This is a genomic window from Microbacterium sp. NPDC057659, assembly GCF_042799915.1.
In the GTDB taxonomy this organism is placed as follows: Bacteria; Actinomycetota; Actinomycetes; order Actinomycetales; family Microbacteriaceae; genus Microbacterium.
Genome location: NZ_JBHVHU010000001.1, coordinates 1,220,136 through 1,239,089, shown reverse-complemented (window position 1 = coordinate 1,239,089; position 18,954 = coordinate 1,220,136). Strand labels below are relative to the sequence as shown.

The following is an 18,954-nucleotide window of genomic DNA, read 5'->3' as shown; positions in this document are numbered from 1 at the left end:
GGTGCCCCCACCGGGATTCGAACCCGGACTGAAGCGTGTTTAAGACGCCTGCCTCTGCCGTTGGGCTATGGGGGCCCGTGGTCAGCCTAGCGACGGCGGCCTTCGGCGCGACTCAGTGCCATGATCGCTGAATCCGCGTTCCGTTGGCAGCGTCGACACCGTAAGGTGGGGGAGTGCTCGACCTCATCGATGAACTGAGCCCCGAACGTCAGGCCTGGCAGGAGCCCGCGCGCTTCTGGCGCGGGCTGACCGAGGCGACCGCGCACCTGCCCGCCCCCGTCGGCGTGATCGAGCGCGAGGCGCTGCGGCACAATGCGATGGACCTGCTTGTGCGCTCCGGTGGCATCCCGATCCGGGTGGCCTCGAAGTCGGTGCGCGTGCGCGGCGTTCTCGACGCCGTGCTGCGCATTCCCGGCTTCCGCGGCATCCTCGCCTTCACGCTCGCCGAGGCGCTCTGGCTGGCCGAGACGCACGACGACATCGTCGTGGGCTATCCGAGCGTGGACCGGGCGAGCCTGGAGCGCCTGCTGCGAGACGAGACACTCGCCTCGCGCGTGGCGCTGATGGTCGACGAGACGGAGCACCTCGATCTGATCGACAGCATCGTCCCGCCCGGGTCGCGCCCCGAGATCCGCGTCGTCATCGACGTGGACGCCTCGTACCGGGCGCCCGCGCTGGGGCACCTGGGCGTTCGCCGCTCGCCCCTGTTCACCGCGGCGGACGTCGCCGGCTTCGCAGCCGAGGTCGTGAAGCGCCCCGGCGTCCGCTTGATCGGCCTGCAGATGTACGAGGCGCAGATCGCCGGGCAGCCTGATAACGCCGGAGCGGATGCCCCGGTCATCCGCCTCATGCAGGCGCGATCCCGTGACGAGCTGCGCACGCGGCGCGCGGCCATCTCCGCAGCCGTCCTCGACATCGCGCCGCTGGAGTTCATCAACGGCGGTGGCACCGGCTCCCTCGAGTTCACCGGCAGCGACGAGGCGGTCACCGAGGCGACGGCCGGCAGCGGCCTGCTCGCCGGGCACCTGTTCGACGGATACCGCTCGTTCCAGCCCGCTCCGGCGACCGCGTTCGCCTTCGACGTGGTGCGCAAGCCCACGGCCGACATCGCGACGGTGCTCGGCGGCGGCTGGATCGCGTCCGGTCCCGCCGTCGCCTCCCGCCAGCCCATCCCGGCATGGCCGGCGGGCCTGCGCACGATGCCGCGCGAAGCGGCGGGCGAGGTGCAGACCCCGCTGCAGGGGCCGGAAGCCCGCACACTGCGTGTGGGCGACCGGGTGTGGTTCCGGCACTCCAAGAGCGGCGAGCCCGCCGAGCGCATCGCCACCTACCACGTCGTCTCCGGCGGCACCGTGATCGACGAGATCCCCACTTATCGAGGCGAAGGAAAGGCCTTCCTGTGACACGACCCGGCGGAACCTGGCAGAACTGGGGGCGGTCGGCGTCGGTCCGCCCTGTCCGCGTCGAGCGCCCGCGCACGCCCGAGGGCGTGCAGCGCGCGGTCAAGGCCGCGGCCAGGCAGGGACTCACGGTGAAGGCGATCGGGGCCGGACACAGCTTCACCGGGATCGCGGTCGCGCCCGGCGTGCTGCTCGAGCTCGACGACATGCAGGGACTGGTCTCGGCCGACCGTGAGACCGGATTGGTGACGCTCCTCGCCGGCACCCGGCTGCACCGCATCCCCGGGCTCCTCGCACCCTACGGGCTCGCGATGGAGAACCTCGGTGACATCGACCGGCAGTCGATCTCCGGCGCGATCTCGACGGGCACGCACGGCACCGGCGCACGGTTCGGCGGCATCGCGACCCAGGTCCGCGGCCTCACGATCATCACCGCCGAGGGTGAGTTCCTGCGCATCGACGGCGAGCAGAACAGCGAGATGCTGCCCGGTGCCGTCGTCGGGCTCGGCGCCCTCGGAGTCGTCGTCGAGGTCACGCTGCAGTGCGTGCCGGCGTTCGTGCTGCAGGCGGTCGACGCGCCGCAGCCGCTGGAACAGGCCCTCGACACGATCCACGACCAGGTCGCGGCATCCGACCACGTCGAGTTCTACTGGCATCCGCACACCGACGTCGCGCTCACCAAGACGCAGACGCGGCTGCCGGAGTCGGCGCGCCGCGAACCGCTGCCGGCGGTCGGGCACTGGGTCGACGAGACGCTGCTGACCAACGGGGTGTTCCGCGTGTTCTGCGCGACCAGCCGGATCGCTCCGGGGATCATCCCGCCGTTCAACCGACTCGCGGTCAAGCTCACCGGCGACGCGAGCTACTCCGACCAGTCGCACCGGGTGCTCATCCACCGCCGCACGGTGCGCTTCCGCGAGATGGAGTGGGCGATCCCCGCAGAGCATGTCGTACCGGCGTTCCGCGAAGTGCAGCAGCTGATCGCCGATAAGGGCTGGAAGATCGAGTTCCCTGTCGAGGTCCGCTTCGCCGAGGCCGACGACCTCTGGCTGTCCACGGCATCCGGGCGCGACAGCGCCTACATCGCCGTGCACCGGTACTGGCGCGCGGACCCCCGGGAATACTTCGACGCCGTCGAGCAGATCATGGCCGGGTACGGAGGCCGCCCGCACTGGGGCAAGCTGCACTCGCTCACCGCAGATCAACTGCGCGAGCGCTATCCGCGCTTCGACGACTTCGTCGCGCTGCGGGACCGGCTCGACCCGGACCGCATGTTCGGCAACCGCCATCTGGAGCGCATCCTCGGCGCCTGAGCGGGGTCTCGAGCCACGGATGCCGCGCCGCTTCGCGGCATCCAGCGGTCGCGCAGTCGGCCGCGCTTAGGATTGACTGCACACGTCTGGAAAGGTTCTGCCCCATGGAATGGCTCGTACCGGTACTGATCGTCGTCGGCGTGCTCCTGCTCGTCGGCATCTATCTGTGGTCGACCTACAACTCTCTCGTGCAGGCGAACGTCCGCGTCGACGAGGCGTGGAGCGACATCACGGTCCAGCTCAAGCGCCGGGCCGACCTGATCCCGAACCTGATCGAGACCGTGAAGGGCTATGCCTCGCACGAGAAGGCGGTCTTCGAGAGCGTCACGCGCGCCAGGGCCGAGACTCTGTCGGCGACCGCGCCGGGCGCAGCGGGCGTCGCCGAGGGGCACATGCAACAGGCCCTGCGTGGCCTGTTCGCGGTCGCCGAGGCGTACCCGCAGCTGCAGGCCAGCCAGAACTATCTGCAGCTGCAGTCGTCGCTGGTCGACACCGAGGACAAGATCCAGGCGTCCCGCCGGTTCTACAACGGCGGCGTGCGCGAGCTGAACACCAAGATCAAGGTCTTCCCGAACAACCTGTTCGTCCGCGGGCTCGGCTTCACCGAGCGGGAGTTCTTCGAGGTCACGGACGGCAGCGCGATCTCGGAGCCGCCGCGCGTGCAGTTCTGACACGCAAGAGGCTCAATGCGACGAAGTCGCGTTGAGCCTCTTGCGTGTCAGGGTCTGAGCGAGCCTGCGAGCCGAAACCCCGTTCTTCTCACGCCTCCCGCGGATGCCGGTGCCGCTCGACGGCCACCACGCCGCCGTGCAGGGCCTGCGCGAGCGGTTCGGCGGCATCGCCCCACCGCGACACGCTGATGCGCTCCAGGCCCTGCCAGGAGGCCGCACGCACCAGTTCGCCCGCCAGCTGCTCCGCGTCGGACGCCCGTGCCTGAGGCTCCCACCAGGCGGACTGGACCAGGAGCACGGATGCCGCTCGATCGGCCTTCAGATCGACGCGTGCCACGATCCGGTCTCCCACCAGCACAGGCAGTGAGTAGTACCCGTATCGGCGCTTCTCGGCGGGCACGTAGATCTCGATCCGGTAGTCGAGATCGAAGATGCGCAGAGCCCGGTCGCGGAACCACACCACCGGGTCGAACGGCGTCAGCAGCGCCGCGCCGTCGATGCGACGGGGGAGCGCCGCGTCGGTGTGCCGCCACGCCGGCACCTGCCTTCCGCCGCGCTCCCATCCGCGCACGGTGACGGGGGTCAGCTCGCCGGCATCGGTGAGGTCGTCGATCGCGTGCTGCACGGCGCCGCGGTCGCGGATGCGATGGTAGTCGGCGAGGTCGGCCGCAGTGGCCACGCCGTACGAGCGCGCGGCACGGAGCACGAGCTCGCGGATCGCCGCATCCCGCGTCACCTCACGGGCGAGCGCGTCGCCGGGGATGACCTGCTCCGCGAGCGCGTAGCTGCGCTCGAAGCCGCGCCGGCCGGACACGGCGACATCACCGAGGCGCCACAGGTGCTCCAGGGCCATCTTCACGTCGTCCCAGTCCCACCAGCCGCCGCGCTCGCGCGGCGCGTCCTCCCGAAGGTCCGCCGGCCGCAGCGGCCCGCGGCCGCGGAGCTCGTCGCGCACCCACGCCAGCGTGCGTCCGTTCACGTTCAGCCAGGAGTCGGCGTCCCGTTCCCACTTGGCGCGGAAATCCTGCATCCGGAACCGCCAGAGCGGCCAGTCCTCGGCGGGCATGAAGGCGGCCTCGTGGGCGAGGTACTCCACGTAGCGGCTCGACGAGGAGAAGAAGGCGCGGTCGAACACGGCGGTGTCGTACTCGCCGAGCCGCGCGAACATCGGCAGGTAGTGCGAGCGTGCGAACACGTTCACCGAGTCGATCTGCAGCACGCCGAGGCGCTCCATCGCGCGGTGCAGATGCCGCGACGAGACGGCGTCGGGGCGGCGCCGGGAGAGACCCTGCGCGCCCAGCGTCATGCGGCGGGCTTCGGCGGCGCTGAGGCTGGCGGTCATCCGGCCAGCGTATCGGCGGCATCCGACACCTCCGTCAGCGCGCCCCGTAAACTGAGGCGATGAGCGACGAGCGCAGGCCGCGATTCCGCAACCCGTTCCGTGCCGAGCCGCCCTCGACCGAGCGGACGGTGTCCACGCCGGTCGACGAGTACGTGCCGATGCCGCTGCGGGTGACCGCCGGGTACTCCTGGCGCATCCTGGTGATCGTCGCGGTCATAGCGGTGTTCATCTGGCTGGTCATGCTGCTGAAGCTGCTGGTCGTCCCGCTCCTCGTCGGCATCCTCGTCACCGCACTGCTGTGGCCGTCGTTCGATTGGATGCTTCGGCATCGCTGGCCGCGCTGGCTCGCCGTGGCAACGTCTCTGATCGGCGTCGCCGCGATCGTCGGCGGTCTGATGACCCTGGTCGTCTGGCAGGTGCGTGACCAGCTGCCGGACGTGCAGGTGAAGACCGCGGCCGCTGTCGAGCAGCTCAAGCAGTTCCTGCTGGACGGCCCGCTCAACCTCACCGAGACGCAGATCCAGGAATGGATCGACAAGGGCATGGCGCTGATCAACGATCAGGCCTCCGTGCTCTGGTCCGGGGCACTGGGCGTCGCCACGACCACGGCGCACGTGCTCACGGGGCTCGTGCTGTCGATCTTCATCCTGATCTGCCTGCTCGCCGACGGCGGCGGCATCTGGAAGTGGACGGTCAAGCTCTTCCCCCGTGCGGCGCGCCCCGCGGCGGACGCCTCCGCGCGCGCCGGCTGGGCCACCGTCATCAATTACGCGCGCACCCAGCTGCTCGTCGCGGCGATCGATGCGGTCGGCATCGGCCTCGGCGCGTTCCTGCTCGGCGTGCCGATGGCGCTTCCCGTCGCCGTGCTGGTGTTCCTCGGCTCGTTCGTGCCGATCGTGGGTGCGGTGGTCACCGGTGCGATCGCCGTGTTCCTCGCCCTGGTCTACAACGGCCTGTGGATCGCGGTGGCGATGCTCGCCGTCGTGCTCGGCGTGCAGCAGCTGGAGGGCCACATCCTGCAGCCGCTCCTGATGGGGTCGGCCGTGAAGGTGCATCCGCTCGCCGTGGTGCTGGTGGTCGCGGGCGGCGCCATGATCGCCGGCATCCCCGGTGCCCTGTTCGCCGTGCCGCTGGCCGCCTTCGTCAACGTCGTCGCGGTCACGCTCGGCTCGGGGTCGTGGAAGACTGGGAAGACACCCGACGCAGACCTTATCTGGAGCACAGTGCCGCGCGAGCGGCGACGGAGGAATCGATGAGCGCAGTCCCCACGCTGGCGGAGTTCGAAGAAGCGGCTCGAAGCCTGTCGGGGGTGATCTCGCACACGCCCACCGAGCTGTCCCGCGCGCTCAGCGACGTGGTCGGGGCGCCCGTGCTGCTCAAGCTCGAGAACCTGCAGCGCACGGGGTCGTTCAAGATTCGCGGGGCGAGCTACCGGCTCGCCCAGCTCACCGCCGAGGAGCGGGCGCGCGGCGTCGTCGCCGCATCCGCCGGCAACCACGCCCAGGGCGTGGCACTCGCCGCACAGGCCCTCGGCATCCCGGCCACCATCTTCATGCCGCTGGGCGTTCCGGTGCCCAAGCTGCTCGCCACCCGCGGCTACGGCGCCGAGGTCGTGCTCGAGGGCGAGACGGTCGCCACCTCGCTGCGCCTGGCGGCCGAGTTCGCCGAGCGCACCGGCGCCGTGCTCATCCCGCCCTTCGACCACCGCGACGTCGTGATCGGGCAGGGCACGCTGGGCCTGGAGATCATGCAGGACGTCCCCGACGTCGACACCGTTCTCGTGGGCATCGGCGGTGGAGGCCTGATCGCGGGTGTCGCCGCGGCGGTCAAGCAGGCCGCGGCCGCCGCAGGACGCACCGTCCGGGTGATCGGCGTGCAGGCCGCGAACGCGGCGGCGATGCCGCCGTCGCTCGAGGCCGGACACCCGGTCGAGATCACCACGCACGCGACGATCGCCGACGGCATCCTTGTCGCGAAGCCCGGCGAGATCCCGTTCCAGATCATCAGCGAGCTCGTCGACGAGATCGTCACCGTGAGCGAGGACGACATCGCGCGTGCGCTTCTGGTGCTGCTCGAGCACGCCAAGGTGGTCGTCGAGCCCGCCGGCGCCGTCGGCGTCGCAGCGATCCTCGCAGGCAAGGTGCGGGGCACGGGCAAGACCGTGTCGATCCTGTCCGGCGGCAACATCGACCCCATGCTGCTGCAGCGCGTCGTCTCGCACGGCCTCGCGGCATCCGGAAGGTACGCCACCGTGCGCATCCCGCTGCCGGACCGCCCCGGTCAGCTCGCGAAGGTGTCCGAGATCCTCGCGCAGGTGGGTGCCAACGTCATGGAGGTGCTGCACACCCGGCACGGCCAGGGCCTGCAGATCGACCAGATGATCCTGCAGCTCTCGATCGAGACCCGCGGCCCTGAGCACACCCAGCTCACGCTCGACTCGCTCCGTGCGGGTGGCTACGAACCGCAGATCATCGCAGAGTAGCCGCGCGCCGAAGACAGAAGACGGCGGGATGCTCCGTGAGGAGCATCCCGCCGTCTTCGTGTTCCGGACCTCAGCCGGTGAAGGTCTCCACGCCGGTGACCTCGACCGAGATCGCGCGGCCGTTGGGCGCCTCGTAGCTGGTCTTGTCGCCGACCTTGAGACCGATGATGGCCTGGCCGAGCGGGCTCGCCTCGCTGTACACGTCGAGGTCGGTGCCGCCGGCGATCTCTCGGCTGCCGAGCAGGAAGGTCTCCTCGCCACCGGCCACGAGGGCGGTGACGACGGTACCCGGCTCGACGATGCCGCGGCTGGCCGGAGCCTCGCCGACCTTGGCGGTCTTGAGCAGCTGCTCGAGAGTGCGGATGCGGGCCTCCTGCTTGCCCTGCTCGTCCTTGGCGGCGTGATAGCCGCCGTTCTCCTTGAGGTCGCCCTCTTCGCGTGCCGCTTCGATGCGCTTCGCGATCTCGTCACGGCCGATGGTGGAGAGGTGCTCGAGCTCGGCGACGAGCCGGTCGTAGGCCTCCTGGGTGAGGAACGGCACCTGGGTGTCTGAGGACACAGCGTGCTCCTTCGTTCGGGCCCCTTCAGGGGCATGGTGCGGCCCGCAGCGGGGCCGGGGGATATGCCAAGACGCCCCGGCACTGGCCGGGGCGTCGGTTGTCTGGCACCGAGTCTAGGCGACCCTGCAGGAGTTCACCAAACCCGTCGTGGCCTCCGCGACGGTCGGGACGACCGTCGTGATGGCCTTCGAGTGCTTCTCGATCGCCGGGATCTCGACGACCTTCCAGCCCACGATGCCGAACTCCTCGTCCAGCGCCTCGACTACGCAGATCACGTCCTGACCGCGCGGCGGAGTGATCTGATAGTGCACGGTCACCGTGTGCGGATCGGTGAGTTCGAAGCCCAGGTCGTCGGCGCCGACGGAGTTCATCTCCTTGACCACCGTCATCCAGCCGAACGCGGCGATGAGCAGGACGGCGACGGCTCCGGCGATGATCCACGGCAACCGGCGCTTCCGGGTGCGGCCGTAGCGCTCGTCGAGTTCCTGGGCGGTGGTCACGGCTCTCCTGCGGCGTCGTTAGGCTGGTACATACAGGCTATTCGACCTGCCTATGAAAGGCGCACACATGCTCCCGTTCGCGGACACCCCGATGCCGACGCCGACCTCGACGGTCAACCCCGAGCTGGTGACCCCCGGCTTCGTCGGCTTCGCGATCGTGGCGGTCCTGGTGGTCGCGGTCATCCTTCTCATCTGGGACATGAACCGTCGCATCCGCCGCGTCCGGTACCGCGAAGAGGTGCGTGAGGAGCTCGACGCCGAAGAGGCCGCCGCACGCGAGGCCGAGCAGGGCGACAAGGACGCCTGAGTCAGACTCCCACGCGCTCGAACGCGTCCAGGCTGATGCCCTGGTCGAGGATGAGCCTCGCCCATTCGCGGGCGCTGTGCAGGCTGTGGTCGCGATAGTTGCCGCACTCCACAGCCGAGACACCGGGCACGTCGGCCCATTCCGCCTTCTCGGCGATGAACCGCAAGCTCTCCCGGATGCCGGCGACGACATCGACGACGGCCGGTTCTCCCCACACGATCAGGTGGAAGCCCGTGCGGCATCCGAACGGCGAGATGTCGATCACGCCGTCCAGGTGGTCGCGCAGCTGTGCGGCGATCAGGTGCTCGATCGTGTGCAGGCCGGCGGTCGGGATCTCACCCTCGTTCGGCTGCACGAATCGCACGTCGAAGTTCGAGATCGCGTCACCGCGCGGGCCGCGCTCGACCGAGATCAGACGCACGTACGGGGCTTTGACGGCGGTGTGGTCCAGCGTGAAGCTCTCGACTTCGGCCATGGGTGCTCCTCTGATCGGGTCCGGATGTCTCCGATGCTACCGAGCCGCGGGACGGAGCCGGTCGAGTGCGTCGCCGTGCGTCAGCCGGGCAGGCCGAGCGACGGTGAGTACGGCTGCAGGGAGATGAGCAGGCATGCGGCCCAGTGGCAGAGGAACGCCAGCACCGTGCAGACGTGGAAGATCTCGTGGAAGCCGAAGTGCCCGGGCCACGGGTTCGGCTTCTTCATCGCGTAGACGACGGCGCCCGCCGTGTACAAGAGGCCGCCGACGCACACCAGAACCATCATCGCGACGTTCGCCTGCACCAGGTCGACCATGTACATCACCGCAGCCCACCCCAGCAGCAGGTAGAGGGCCACGTACAGCCATCGCGGCGCGTTGATCCAGAACACCCGGAACAGGATGCCGAGGATCGCACCGCTCCAGACGACGATGAGCAGCAGCAGACCCTTCTGCGGCGGCAGAGCCAGCACGGCCAGCGGCGTGTAGGTGCCCGCGATCAGCAGCAGGATGTTCGCGTGGTCGATGCGCTTGAGCACGATCTTGGTCTTGGGGCCCCAGTCGAACCGGTGGTAGAGCGCGGAGTTGCCGAACAGCAGCATCGACGTCGCCATGAACACGGCGGCCGCCCACTTCGCGGGCGCGCCCTGCGCGAGCACGATCAGCACGATGCCCCCGGCGATGGCGACCGGGAAGGTCGCGGCGTGGATCCAGCCGCGCCAGGTCGGCTTGATCTCGGCAGCGGCGTCCTGCTCGGCCTCTGCCAGCAGCGGAAGCTGGGGCATGTCGGCGGAGGGGGAGGGTCGGGTGCTCACGTGCTCACTCTAGGCTCACGCGTATTCCGTAAGCCGTACATGATCGGCTCTCACAGCCGACGGCGGTAGCGTTGAGACGTGAACGCACGCACGAGTGATGGCCGGGGCCCGCTGTACCGGCTGTACGGCAACCGGCTGCGCAGGCAGCTGGATGCGGCATCCGTTCCACATCACGTCGCGATGATGATCGACGGCAACAGGCGCTGGGCGCGGCAACTGGGCTACGGCTCCGTCGCCGAGGGACACCGCGCGGGTGCCGCGAAGATGCGCGAATTCCTCGGCTGGTGCGACGAGCTCGGCGTGAAGGTCGTCTCGCTCTACCTGCTCTCCAGCGACAATCTGATCAAGCGCGACTCCCAGGAGATCGATGATCTCATCGAGATCATCGCCGAGCTGGCCGACTCCCTCTCGCGCGAGAAGGACTGGCGGGTGCAGCACGTCGGCCGCGCCGACATCCTGCCGCCCGAGCTCGCCCGCGTGCTCGCCGAGGTGCAGGAGCGCACCAAGGACAACAAGGGCCTGCACGTGAACCTCGCGGTCGGCTACGGCGGACGCAACGAGATCGTCGACGCGGTGCGCAGCATCATCGCCCAGCACGAGGCGTCCGGCGGCACGCTCGAGGATCTCGCCGAGCAGCTCACGCCCGAGATGATCGGCGAGCACCTGTACACCGGCGGCCAGCCCGATCCCGATCTGGTGATCCGCACCAGCGGCGAGCAGCGGCTCAGCGACTTCCTGCTCTGGCAGAGCGCGCACAGCGAGTTCTACTTCGTCGAGGCGCTCGGCCCCGACCTGCGCAGGGTCGACTTCCTGCGTGCGATCCGCGACTTCGCCGACCGCGACCGCCGCTTCGGGCGCTGACGTCCTGGACTCCGAGCGAGAGGTCTGGTCCTGAGCGGGCGAAGCGGGACGGACGGTTCACCCGGGGTGCCAGACTGAAACGATGAGCGCTTTCGACGAGTACGTGGCATCCTTCGGCAGCGGAGGCGGGTATCTGAACTGGGCGGCTTTCGGGCCGATCTCCCCGGCGGTGCGAGCCGAGAGCCTCTGGGCGCTCGAGCAGCTGTCGCAGGCCGAGCCGGCCGCGCACGCGCCGGTCTTCGCCCGCGCGGCGCAGGCCACGGACACGATCGCCGAGATTCTCGGAGCGGCATCCGGGGAAGTCGTGCTGCAGGGGTCGTCGACGCACGGGCTCGCGCAGGCGCTGTACGGCCTGTCCGGCACGGCGATCGCCTCGACCGCGGAGTTCCCCAGCGTCAGCCTCACCCTCGAGCGCGCGGCGCAGGCCTCGAACGGCGCGCTGTCCCCGCGCTGGATCACGCCCGCCGGCGGGTTCGTCACGACGGATGCCGTCGCCGAGGCGCTCAGCGACGACGTGACCGCGGTGGCCGTGAGCCACGTGGACTTCCGGACCGGTTTCCGCGTCGACCTCGACGCACTGCGCGAGCTGATCGGCCCCGACCGGCTGCTGATCGTCGACGCCGTGCAGTCCTTCGGCGTCGTCGACGTCGATTGGTCGGCCGCCGACGTCGTCGCAGGGCACGGCTACAAGTGGCTGCGCGCCGGACGGGGAACCGGCTTCGCGCGCTACTCGGAGCAGGCGCGCACCCGCATCCGTCCCGTGCTGAGCGGCATCGCCGGCACGACCTCGAACGGCCTGTTCCTCGACGAGCTGCCCTCTCCCGCGGCATCCGCTCGTGCCTTCACGGTGAGCCAGCCGGATCACCTCGCCGCCGTGCGCCTGGCGGCGGGTGCATCGGAGATCCGCGACGCAGGGGTCGCCGCCATCGAGACGCGGATCGCGGAGCACGTCGACCGGATCATCGCCCTCGCCGACGAGCACGGCATCCCCGTCGCGTCGCCGCGCGAGCGCGAGCGGCGGGCCGGGATCGTGTCGCTCGTGCCGGACGACACCGACGGTCTGTCGGCCGCGCTGACGGATGCCGGCGTCGCAGCGACCGCACGCGGGGGAGCGGTGCGGGTCGCCGCCCATGCGGGCACCGATGCCGCAACGATCGAGCTGTTCGGCGAGGCGCTCGCGGCGTTCTGACACACGACGTTCACCGCAGCGTAACGAGTCCGTCGCGTGTCGGTCTCGGGAAGGTCGGTGGCGCGGTCGTACCTTACAGACATCGGACACCGCGTCCGGTCGAGTCGGCCATCAGGTCAGCGACTCGTGGCCCCTGGTCGACTCGCAGCAGAGCCGGGTTCAGCCCGGATCGGGGGATCGATCGTGACCACACGCACCGCGCCGCAGCAGTCCACCCGCAGGGCCACCGCCCGCAAGCAGGACGACGCCACAGCCCTCCGCACGTACGTGCTCGACACCTCGGTGCTGCTCAGCGACCCGCAGGCGCTGTTCCGCTTCGCCGAGCACTCGATCGTGCTGCCGGTCGTCGTCATCACCGAGCTCGAGGCCAAGCGGCACGACCCGGAGCTGGGCTACTTCGCCCGCCGGGCGCTGCGCCACCTCGACGAGCTGCGCATCGAGCACGGCCGGCTGGACTTCCCGGTCGAGGTCGGCGACGGCGGAACGCTCCGGGTGGAGCTCGGCAACGCCGACCTCACGGTGCTGCCTGCCGGCATCCGGCTCAGCGACAACGACAGCCGCATCCTCGCCATCGCCGCGCAGCTCGCGCAGGACGGCCAAGACGTCACGATCGTGTCGAAGGACCTGCCGATGCGGGTGAAGGCGGCCTCGCTGGGACTGGACGCCGAGGAGTACCTCGCCGAGCAGGCGGTCGACTCGGGCTGGACGGGCATCGCGAACGTGGACCTCTCCGGCGACGAGATGAGCGACCTCTACGAAAGCGAGATCGGCCTCAGCGACGACGTCCGAGGCGTCCCGGTGAACACCGGGCTGATCATCCACTCCGAGCGCGGATCGGCGCTCGGACGCGTCACCGGCGACGGCGAGTACCGGCTGGTGCGCGGCGACCGCGACATCTTCGGGATGCACGGCCGCTCGGCCGAGCAGCGCATCGCGATCGACCTGCTGCTCGACCCCGAGGTCGGCATCGTGTCGCTCGGCGGCCGCGCGGGCACCGGCAAGTCCGCGCTCGCCCTCTGCGCCGGCCTCGAGGCCGTGCTGGAGCGCCAGCAGCAGAAGAAGATCATCGTGTTCCGGCCCCTGTTCGCCGTCGGCGGCCAGGAACTCGGGTATCTGCCCGGTGATCGCGAGGAGAAGATGAATCCGTGGGGCCAGGCGGTCTTCGACACGCTCGGCTCCGTCGTCTCGGGCAACGTCGTCGAGGAGGTCGTCGAGCGGGGGATGCTGGAGGTGCTGCCTCTCACGCACATCCGCGGGCGCTCGCTGCACGACGCCTTCGTGATCGTCGACGAGGCGCAGTCGCTGGAGCGCAATGTGCTGCTCACCGTGCTCAGCCGGATGGGGCAGAACTCCCGCGTCGTGCTCACCCACGACGTCGGTCAGCGCGACAACCTGCGAGTGGGGCGCCACGACGGCATCGCCTCGGTGATCGAGACGCTCAAGGGGCACGAGCTGTTCGGGCACGTCACTCTGACCCGTTCCGAGCGGTCGGCGATCGCCGCGCTCGTGACCGATCTTCTGGAGGGCACGGAACTCAGCTGACCGACATCCGTCGTCCTGCGCGCTAGTGTCTGTCGTAGCACTGGGGGCCCTGACGATGGAGTGAGAGCTGATGAGTGAGAACGCGGGTACGACCGTCGACGAGCGCGAGCTGCCGCCCGTCTCCGTCGACGAGAAGCCGAAGTGGACTCCGCTGAAGATCGTGATCTGGGCGGCCATCGCGCTGCTCGGAGGCGTGGCCTGGACCATGCTGGCGATCGTGCGCGGCGAGACCGTGAACGCGATCTGGTTCGTGTTCGCCGCGGTCTGCACCTACCTGATCTTCTACCGGTTCTACTCGAAGTTCATCGAGAAGCACATCGTCAGGCCCGACGACCGGCGCGCGACGCCGGCCGAGTACCGTGCCGACGGCAAGGACTACGTGCCCACCGACCGGCGCGTGCTGTTCGGCCACCATTTCGCCGCGATCGCCGGTGCCGGCCCGCTGGTCGGCCCGGTGCTCGCGGCGCAGATGGGCTACTTGCCCGGCACGATCTGGATCATCATCGGCGTCGTGCTCGCCGGCGCCGTGCAGGACTACCTGGTGTTGTTCTTCTCGATGCGCCGCGGCGGCCGCTCACTCGGCCAGATGGCGCGCGACGAGCTGGGCCGGTTCGGCGGTGCGGCCGCCATCCTGGCGACCCTGCTCATCATGATCATCATCACCGCCATCCTCGCGCTCGTCGTGGTCAACGCCCTCGGCGAGAGCCCGTGGGGCGTGTTCTCGGTGGCGATGACCATCCCGATCGCCCTGTTCATGGGCGCATACCTGCGCTGGATCCGCCCCGGCAAGATCACCGAGGTCTCGATCATCGGCTTCGTGCTGCTGATGGCGGCGATCATCGGCGGCGGTGCGGTCGCCGCCACGGACTGGGGCCAGGCGATCTTCACCCTCGACCGGATCACGATCGCCTGGGCGATCATCATCTACGGCTTCATCGCCGCTGTGCTGCCGGTGTGGATCCTGCTCGCTCCGCGCGACTATCTGTCAACGTTCATGAAGATCGGCGTCATCGCCGCGCTCGCCGTGGCGATCATCTTCGTGCGCCCCGAGATCACGGTGCCCGCGTTCAGCAAGTTCGCCTCGGGTGAGACCGGACCGGTGTGGGCCGGATCGCTGTTCCCGTTCCTGTTCGTCACGATCGCCTGTGGTGCGCTCTCCGGATTCCACGCGCTGATCGCCTCGGGAACGACGCCGAAGATGGTGGAGAAGGAGAAGCAGACCCGTTTCATCGGCTACGGGGGCATGCTGATGGAGTCCTTCGTCGCGATCATGGCTCTCGTCGCAGCGGTGTCGATCGATCAGGGCATCTATTTCGCGATGAACTCCTCGCCGGCGGCGACGCAGGGCACAGTCGAGGGCGCGGTAGCGTGGGTGAACAGCCTCGGCATCACCGGGGTGAACCTCACACCCGACATGCTCACCTCGACCGCGGCCGCCGTGGGGGAGGAGACGATCATCTCCCGCACCGGCGGCGCACCGACGCTCGCCCTCGGCCTCTCGCAGATCATGCACCAGTGGCTGGGCGGACCGGCGCTGATGGCGTTCTGGTACCACTTCGCGATCATGTTCGAGGCGCTGTTCATCCTCACCGCCGTGGACGCGGGAACCCGCGTCGCGCGATTCATGCTGCAGGACTCGATCGGCAACTTCGTGCCGCGGTTCAAGGACACCTCGTGGCGGGTGGGCGCGTGGATCTGCACGGCGATCATGGTCGCCGGCTGGGGTGCGGTGCTGATCATGGGCGTGACCGATCCGCTCGGCGGCATCAACACCCTGTTCCCGCTGTTCGGCATCGCCAACCAGCTGCTCGCCGCGATCGCGCTCGCCGTGGTCCTGACGATCGTCGCGCGGCGACGCACGTTCAAGCAGCTCTGGGTCGTCGCTCTGCCGCTGGCGTTCGTCACCGTGGTGACGGTGACGGCGTCGCTGGAGAAGATCTTCTCCTCGGTTCCCGCGGTCGGCTACTGGGCGCAGCACTTCGCGTTCAAGGCGGCGCTGGATGCCGGCGAGACGACCTTCGGCACTGCGAAGACCGTCGAGGCCATGGAGGCCGTCGTGCGGAACACGTTCATCCAGGGCTCGCTGTCGATCATCTTCCTGGTGCTGTCTGTGATCGTGATCACCGTGTCGCTGGTGCGTGTGGTGCAGGCGTTCCGCTCCACCGAGGTGATCGACCACGAGGACCCGCCGGTGCCCTCGCGCCGCTATGCGCCTGCCGGACTGTTCGCCTCGCGCGCCGAGAAGGCGCTCGAGAAGCAGTGGGACGAGCTGCCCGCCGACCTCAAGCCCGTGCAGGGGCACTGACATGCTGCGTCGGGCGTGGCGAAGGCTGGCCTGGTACGTCAACGGTGTGACGGGCCAGTCCAGGTACTCCGCCTACCTGGAGCATGAGCGGGCGAGGCATCCGGATCGGGAGCCGATGTCGGAGCGCGACTTCTGGCGCTGCGTCTACGCCGACCAGGATGCGAACCCCGGCGCGCGCTGCTGCTGAGACATCCGCACGGAGAACGACGAAGCCGCGACCCCATTCGGGATCGCGGCTCCGTCGTGTACGGCCGGCGTCAGCCTGCGTGGGTCATGGAGAGCAGGTCGAGCTTCTGATCGAGCACCTCTTCGGTGATCTCGCCGCGCTCGACGTAGCCGAGGTCGATGACGGCCTCGCGCACGGTGATGCCCTTGGCGACCGCGTGCTTGGCGATCTTCGCCGCAGCCTCGTAGCCGATGACCTTGTTCAGCGGGGTCACGATGGACGGGCTCATGCCCGCGAAGGCCGCGGCGCGCTCGACGTTGGCCTCGAGGCCGTCGACGGTCTTGTCGGCCAGCACGCGGGTGGCGTTGGCGAGCAGGCGGATCGACTCCAGCAGAGCGGTGCCCATCACCGGGATGGCGACGTTCAGCTCGAAGGCGCCGGAGGCACCGCCCCAGGCCACGGTGGCATCGTTGCCGATCACGCGGGCGCACACCATCAGCACGGCCTCGGGGACGACCGGGTTGACCTTGCCGGGCATGATCGAGGAGCCGGGCTGCAGGTCGGGGATGTGCAGTTCGCCGAGACCGGTGTTCGGGCCCGAGCCCATCCAGCGCAGGTCGTTGTTGATCTTCGTCAGCGAGACGGCGATGGTGCGCAGGGCGCCGGATGCCTCAACGAGACCGTCACGGTTGGCCTGGGCCTCGAAGTGGTCCTTCGCCTCGGTGATCGGCAGCTCGGTCTCGGCCGCGAGGAGCTCGATGACCTTCTGCGGGAAGCCGAGCGGCGTGTTGATGCCGGTGCCGACGGCGGTGCCGCCAAGGGGGACCTCCGCGACGCGGGGGAGGGCGGACTGCACGCGCTCGATGCCGAGGCGCATCTGGCGGGCGTAGCCGCCGAACTCCTGGCCGAGCGTGACGGGGGTGGCATCCATCAGGTGGGTGCGGCCGGACTTGACGACGCTCTTCCACGCCTCGGCCTTGGCCTCGAAGGCGACGGCGAGGTGGTCGAGCGATGGGATCAGGTCGTCGATGAGCGCCTGGGTCACGGCGACGTGCACCGAGGTCGGGAAGACGTCGTTCGACGACTGCGACGCGTTCACGTGGTCGTTCGGGTGCACGGCGGAGCCGAGGATGCGCGAGGCCAGCGTCGCCAGAACCTCGTTCATGTTCATGTTGGACGAGGTGCCGGAACCGGTCTGGTACACGTCGACCGGGAACTCGCCGTCGTGCTTGCCGGTGACGACCTCGTCGGCGGCCTGGGCGATCGCGTCGGCGATCGCGCCGTCGAGCGTGCCGAGCTCCTTGTTGGCGAGGGCGGCGGCCTTCTTGATGCGCGCGAGTGCGGCGATCTGGGCGGACTCGAGTCCCGACCCGGAGATCGGGAAGTTCTCCACCGCGCGCTGGGTCTGAGCGCTGTAGAGGGCGTTGGCGGGCACCCGCACCTCGCCCATGGTGTCGTGTTCGATGCGGTAGTCGGTCATTCCGATCCCTCCTTGGTCGCGGGGTTCTTCCCGTCGTCGATGCCCACCGAGACCACCGGCACTGCAGTGCCCTCGGCGAGGCGGTAGTTGGCGCCCACGATGCCCAGTCGGCCTTCGGCCACGGCCTCGCTGATCAGCTCGGACGATCGCAGCAGGTTCGCCACGGTGTTGCGCAGATGCTCACGGCCGACGAGCTCGGCGTCGATGTCGGCGGGGGTGGAGCCGCCGGTCTCGGCCAGCACCTTGCGGGCAGCGGGCACGATCGGCGAGATGAGCTTCCAGATGGCCGGGGGCAGCGGCGCGGCGTCGATGGCCGTGCCGTCGATGGCCGCGCGCACGGCGCCGCACGAGTCGTGCGCGAGCACGATGATCAGCGGCACGCGGAGGATCTCCACCGCGTACTCCAGGCTCGCCACGATCGACTCGCCGATCACCTGACCGGCGTTGCGGACCACGAACAGGTCGCCGAGGCCCTTGTCGAAGATGATCTCGGCGGCGAGGCGCGAGTCGGAGCATCCGAACAGGGTCGCCATCGGCGCCTGGCCGTCGGCCAGTTCGTGACGCTTTCCCACGTCCTGATGCGGATGCTCCGGAGTGCCGTTCACGAAACGGCGGTTGCCGTCGAGCATCTCCTGCCATGCGGCGGACGGGGTGAGGGTCACTGTGCCTCCTGGAGCTTCTTGATCTGCGGGACGAGAGTCTTCGCGAAGCCGGCCGTCTCGTCCGCGCTGCGCGAGCCGTAGAGCAGCACGTAGTCGGTGCCGGCCTGCGTGCCGAGCGCGTAGGAGATGTTGCCGGATGCCGCGGGGTCGGCGATCTTGTACACGTCCCACTCCACGCCGCCGGCGTCGACGGTGCCGGCCGGCTGCGCGCCTCGGAGCGGTGTGGCGGCCCACATCCTGTCGGCATCCGCGGCCTGGGCGAGCTTGAGGAAGCCGCGCTCGTCGTCGGCGGTGGGCGCGAGGGTGACATTCCAGACGGTGACGGCGCCGCCGGTGACCTCAGCGGCCGTGACGCGCCAGTCCTCAGGGGGATCGGGCACGATGACCGGACGGTCCAGCGAGGTCGAGGCGTTCTTCGCGATGGCGGCGAGGTCGATCGGCGGCTGCGCCACCGGTTCGCCCCGCGGCACCGACAGCACGATCACGATGACCACGCCGATCGTGACGAGCAGCGCCGCGATGAGATTGCGGAAGGTCTGGCTGGAGCGGTAGACGCGACTCGACTCGGCCTTGCGGTCGGCGGTCTCCTGCGGAGTCTCGGGGCGGCCGAGCTCGGCGACGATCGGGGCGCCCTTGCTCATGACTCGTCCTCGGATGCTGCGGGACGGGCGGCGTCCAGGCGGCGCTTCGCGCCGAGGAGCCATTCCTCGCAGCGGGTCGCGAGGGCCTCGCCGCGCTCCCAGAGGGCCAGGGACTGCTCGAGGGTCGGCGCTCCCTGTTCGAGTTCGGCGACGACCTGCACCAGTTCATCGCGCGCCGCCTCGAACGACAGCGATTCCACGGGGGTCTCGGACGCAGTCACGCCCTCCATCCTACCGGCGCGT

The 18,954-nt window shown here is 69.6% G+C and carries 20 protein-coding genes and 1 tRNA gene; 11 read left to right on the top strand and 10 right to left on the bottom strand.

Features of this window, described 5'->3' with window-relative positions:
* Positions 1-2: 2 nt before the first annotated feature.
* A tRNA-Leu gene (locus ACFVAE_RS05945) sits at positions 3-75 on the bottom strand.
* Positions 76-173: 98 nt separating this feature from the next.
* Here ACFVAE_RS05945 and ACFVAE_RS05940 point away from each other — a divergent pair.
* From ACFVAE_RS05940 to ACFVAE_RS05930, 3 genes are all read left to right on the top strand, one after another.
* A complete protein-coding gene (locus ACFVAE_RS05940) occupies positions 174-1,403 on the top strand; it encodes an amino acid deaminase/aldolase (RefSeq protein WP_378889048.1) in 1,230 nt (409 codons plus the stop codon).
* Complete coding sequence (locus ACFVAE_RS05935; RefSeq protein ID WP_378889045.1) at positions 1,400-2,713, top strand: D-arabinono-1,4-lactone oxidase; 1,314 nt, start codon at positions 1,400-1,402, stop codon at positions 2,711-2,713. The genes ACFVAE_RS05940 and ACFVAE_RS05935 overlap by 4 nt, the downstream gene beginning before the upstream one ends.
* Before the next feature lie 104 nt (positions 2,714-2,817).
* On the top strand, positions 2,818-3,384 hold the full coding sequence (locus tag ACFVAE_RS05930) for a LemA family protein (RefSeq protein WP_378889042.1): 567 nt from the start codon (positions 2,818-2,820) through the stop codon (positions 3,382-3,384).
* Between the two features lie 88 nt (positions 3,385-3,472).
* On the opposite strand, the gene ACFVAE_RS05925 is transcribed toward ACFVAE_RS05930, so the two are convergent.
* On the bottom strand, positions 3,473-4,726 hold the full coding sequence (locus ACFVAE_RS05925; protein ID WP_378889039.1) for a winged helix-turn-helix domain-containing protein: 1,254 nt from the start codon (positions 4,724-4,726) through the stop codon (positions 3,473-3,475).
* Between the two features lie 59 nt (positions 4,727-4,785).
* On the opposite strand from ACFVAE_RS05925, the gene ACFVAE_RS05920 reads away from it, so the two are divergent.
* Together ACFVAE_RS05920 and ilvA are read left to right on the top strand one after the other, a co-directional pair.
* Positions 4,786-5,982, top strand: coding sequence for an AI-2E family transporter (locus tag ACFVAE_RS05920; RefSeq protein ID WP_378889036.1), 1,197 nt, complete (start codon positions 4,786-4,788; stop codon positions 5,980-5,982).
* Positions 5,979-7,208 (top strand): threonine ammonia-lyase, encoded by a 1,230-nt coding sequence (gene ilvA, locus ACFVAE_RS05915; RefSeq protein ID WP_378889033.1) that lies wholly within the window; start codon positions 5,979-5,981, stop codon positions 7,206-7,208. Before ACFVAE_RS05920 ends, ilvA begins: the two co-directional genes overlap by 4 nt.
* A gap of 70 nt (positions 7,209-7,278) precedes the next feature.
* Here ilvA and greA read toward each other — a convergent pair whose 3' ends face one another.
* Entirely contained in the window at positions 7,279-7,767 is a 489-nt protein-coding gene (gene greA, locus ACFVAE_RS05910) for a transcription elongation factor GreA (protein WP_378889030.1), read from the bottom strand.
* Between the two features lie 114 nt (positions 7,768-7,881).
* Positions 7,882-8,268 (bottom strand): DUF4307 domain-containing protein, encoded by a 387-nt coding sequence (locus tag ACFVAE_RS05905; RefSeq protein ID WP_378889027.1) that lies wholly within the window; start codon positions 8,266-8,268, stop codon positions 7,882-7,884.
* 67 nt (positions 8,269-8,335) lie between these two features.
* Between ACFVAE_RS05905 and ACFVAE_RS05900 the strand changes: the two genes are divergently transcribed.
* Positions 8,336-8,575 (top strand): hypothetical protein, encoded by a 240-nt coding sequence (locus tag ACFVAE_RS05900; protein WP_378889023.1) that lies wholly within the window; start codon positions 8,336-8,338, stop codon positions 8,573-8,575.
* Position 8,576: 1 nt separating this feature from the next.
* On the opposite strand, the gene ACFVAE_RS05895 is transcribed toward ACFVAE_RS05900, so the two are convergent.
* Entirely contained in the window at positions 8,577-9,050 is a 474-nt protein-coding gene (locus ACFVAE_RS05895; RefSeq protein ID WP_378889020.1) for an S-ribosylhomocysteine lyase, read from the bottom strand.
* An 80-nt stretch (positions 9,051-9,130) separates the two neighbouring features.
* Entirely contained in the window at positions 9,131-9,835 is a 705-nt protein-coding gene (locus tag ACFVAE_RS05890; RefSeq protein WP_378890513.1) for a hemolysin III family protein, read from the bottom strand.
* Positions 9,836-9,943: 108 nt separating this feature from the next.
* Here ACFVAE_RS05890 and ACFVAE_RS05885 point away from each other — a divergent pair, with 108 nt between their 5' ends.
* The 5 genes from ACFVAE_RS05885 to ACFVAE_RS05865 all read left to right on the top strand — a co-directional run bounded on the left by ACFVAE_RS05885 (position 9,944) and on the right by ACFVAE_RS05865 (position 15,949).
* On the top strand, positions 9,944-10,726 hold the full coding sequence (locus ACFVAE_RS05885) for an isoprenyl transferase (RefSeq protein WP_378889017.1): 783 nt from the start codon (positions 9,944-9,946) through the stop codon (positions 10,724-10,726).
* Between the two features lie 82 nt (positions 10,727-10,808).
* Positions 10,809-11,915, top strand: a complete 1,107-nt coding sequence (locus ACFVAE_RS05880; protein ID WP_378889015.1) for an aminotransferase class V-fold PLP-dependent enzyme — start codon at positions 10,809-10,811, stop codon at positions 11,913-11,915.
* Between the two features lie 183 nt (positions 11,916-12,098).
* Entirely contained in the window at positions 12,099-13,457 is a 1,359-nt protein-coding gene (locus ACFVAE_RS05875) for a PhoH family protein (RefSeq protein WP_378889012.1), read from the top strand.
* Positions 13,458-13,527: 70 nt separating this feature from the next.
* Positions 13,528-15,762 (top strand): carbon starvation CstA family protein, encoded by a 2,235-nt coding sequence (locus ACFVAE_RS05870; RefSeq protein ID WP_378889009.1) that lies wholly within the window; start codon positions 13,528-13,530, stop codon positions 15,760-15,762.
* Between the two features lies 1 nt (position 15,763).
* Positions 15,764-15,949, top strand: a complete 186-nt coding sequence (locus ACFVAE_RS05865; protein WP_378889006.1) for a YbdD/YjiX family protein — start codon at positions 15,764-15,766, stop codon at positions 15,947-15,949.
* 70 nt (positions 15,950-16,019) lie between these two features.
* Here ACFVAE_RS05865 and ACFVAE_RS05860 read toward each other — a convergent pair whose 3' ends face one another.
* From ACFVAE_RS05860 to ACFVAE_RS05845, 4 genes are read right to left on the bottom strand one after another with little or no spacing between them, the layout of a single operon-like run.
* On the bottom strand, positions 16,020-17,408 hold the full coding sequence (locus tag ACFVAE_RS05860; protein ID WP_378889003.1) for a class II fumarate hydratase: 1,389 nt from the start codon (positions 17,406-17,408) through the stop codon (positions 16,020-16,022).
* Complete coding sequence (locus ACFVAE_RS05855; RefSeq protein WP_378890510.1) at positions 17,405-18,037, bottom strand: carbonic anhydrase; 633 nt, start codon at positions 18,035-18,037, stop codon at positions 17,405-17,407. The genes ACFVAE_RS05860 and ACFVAE_RS05855 overlap by 4 nt, the downstream gene beginning before the upstream one ends.
* Positions 18,038-18,066: 29 nt before the next feature.
* Positions 18,067-18,711 carry a DUF4245 family protein gene (locus ACFVAE_RS05850; protein WP_378889000.1) on the bottom strand — a complete coding sequence of 215 codons (645 nt, stop codon included), beginning with the start codon at positions 18,709-18,711 and terminating at the stop codon, positions 18,067-18,069.
* Positions 18,708-18,941 carry an exodeoxyribonuclease VII small subunit gene (locus ACFVAE_RS05845; RefSeq protein ID WP_378888998.1) on the bottom strand — a complete coding sequence of 78 codons (234 nt, stop codon included), beginning with the start codon at positions 18,939-18,941 and terminating at the stop codon, positions 18,708-18,710. Before ACFVAE_RS05845 ends, ACFVAE_RS05850 begins: the two co-directional genes overlap by 4 nt.
* Positions 18,942-18,954 lie beyond the last annotated feature (13 nt).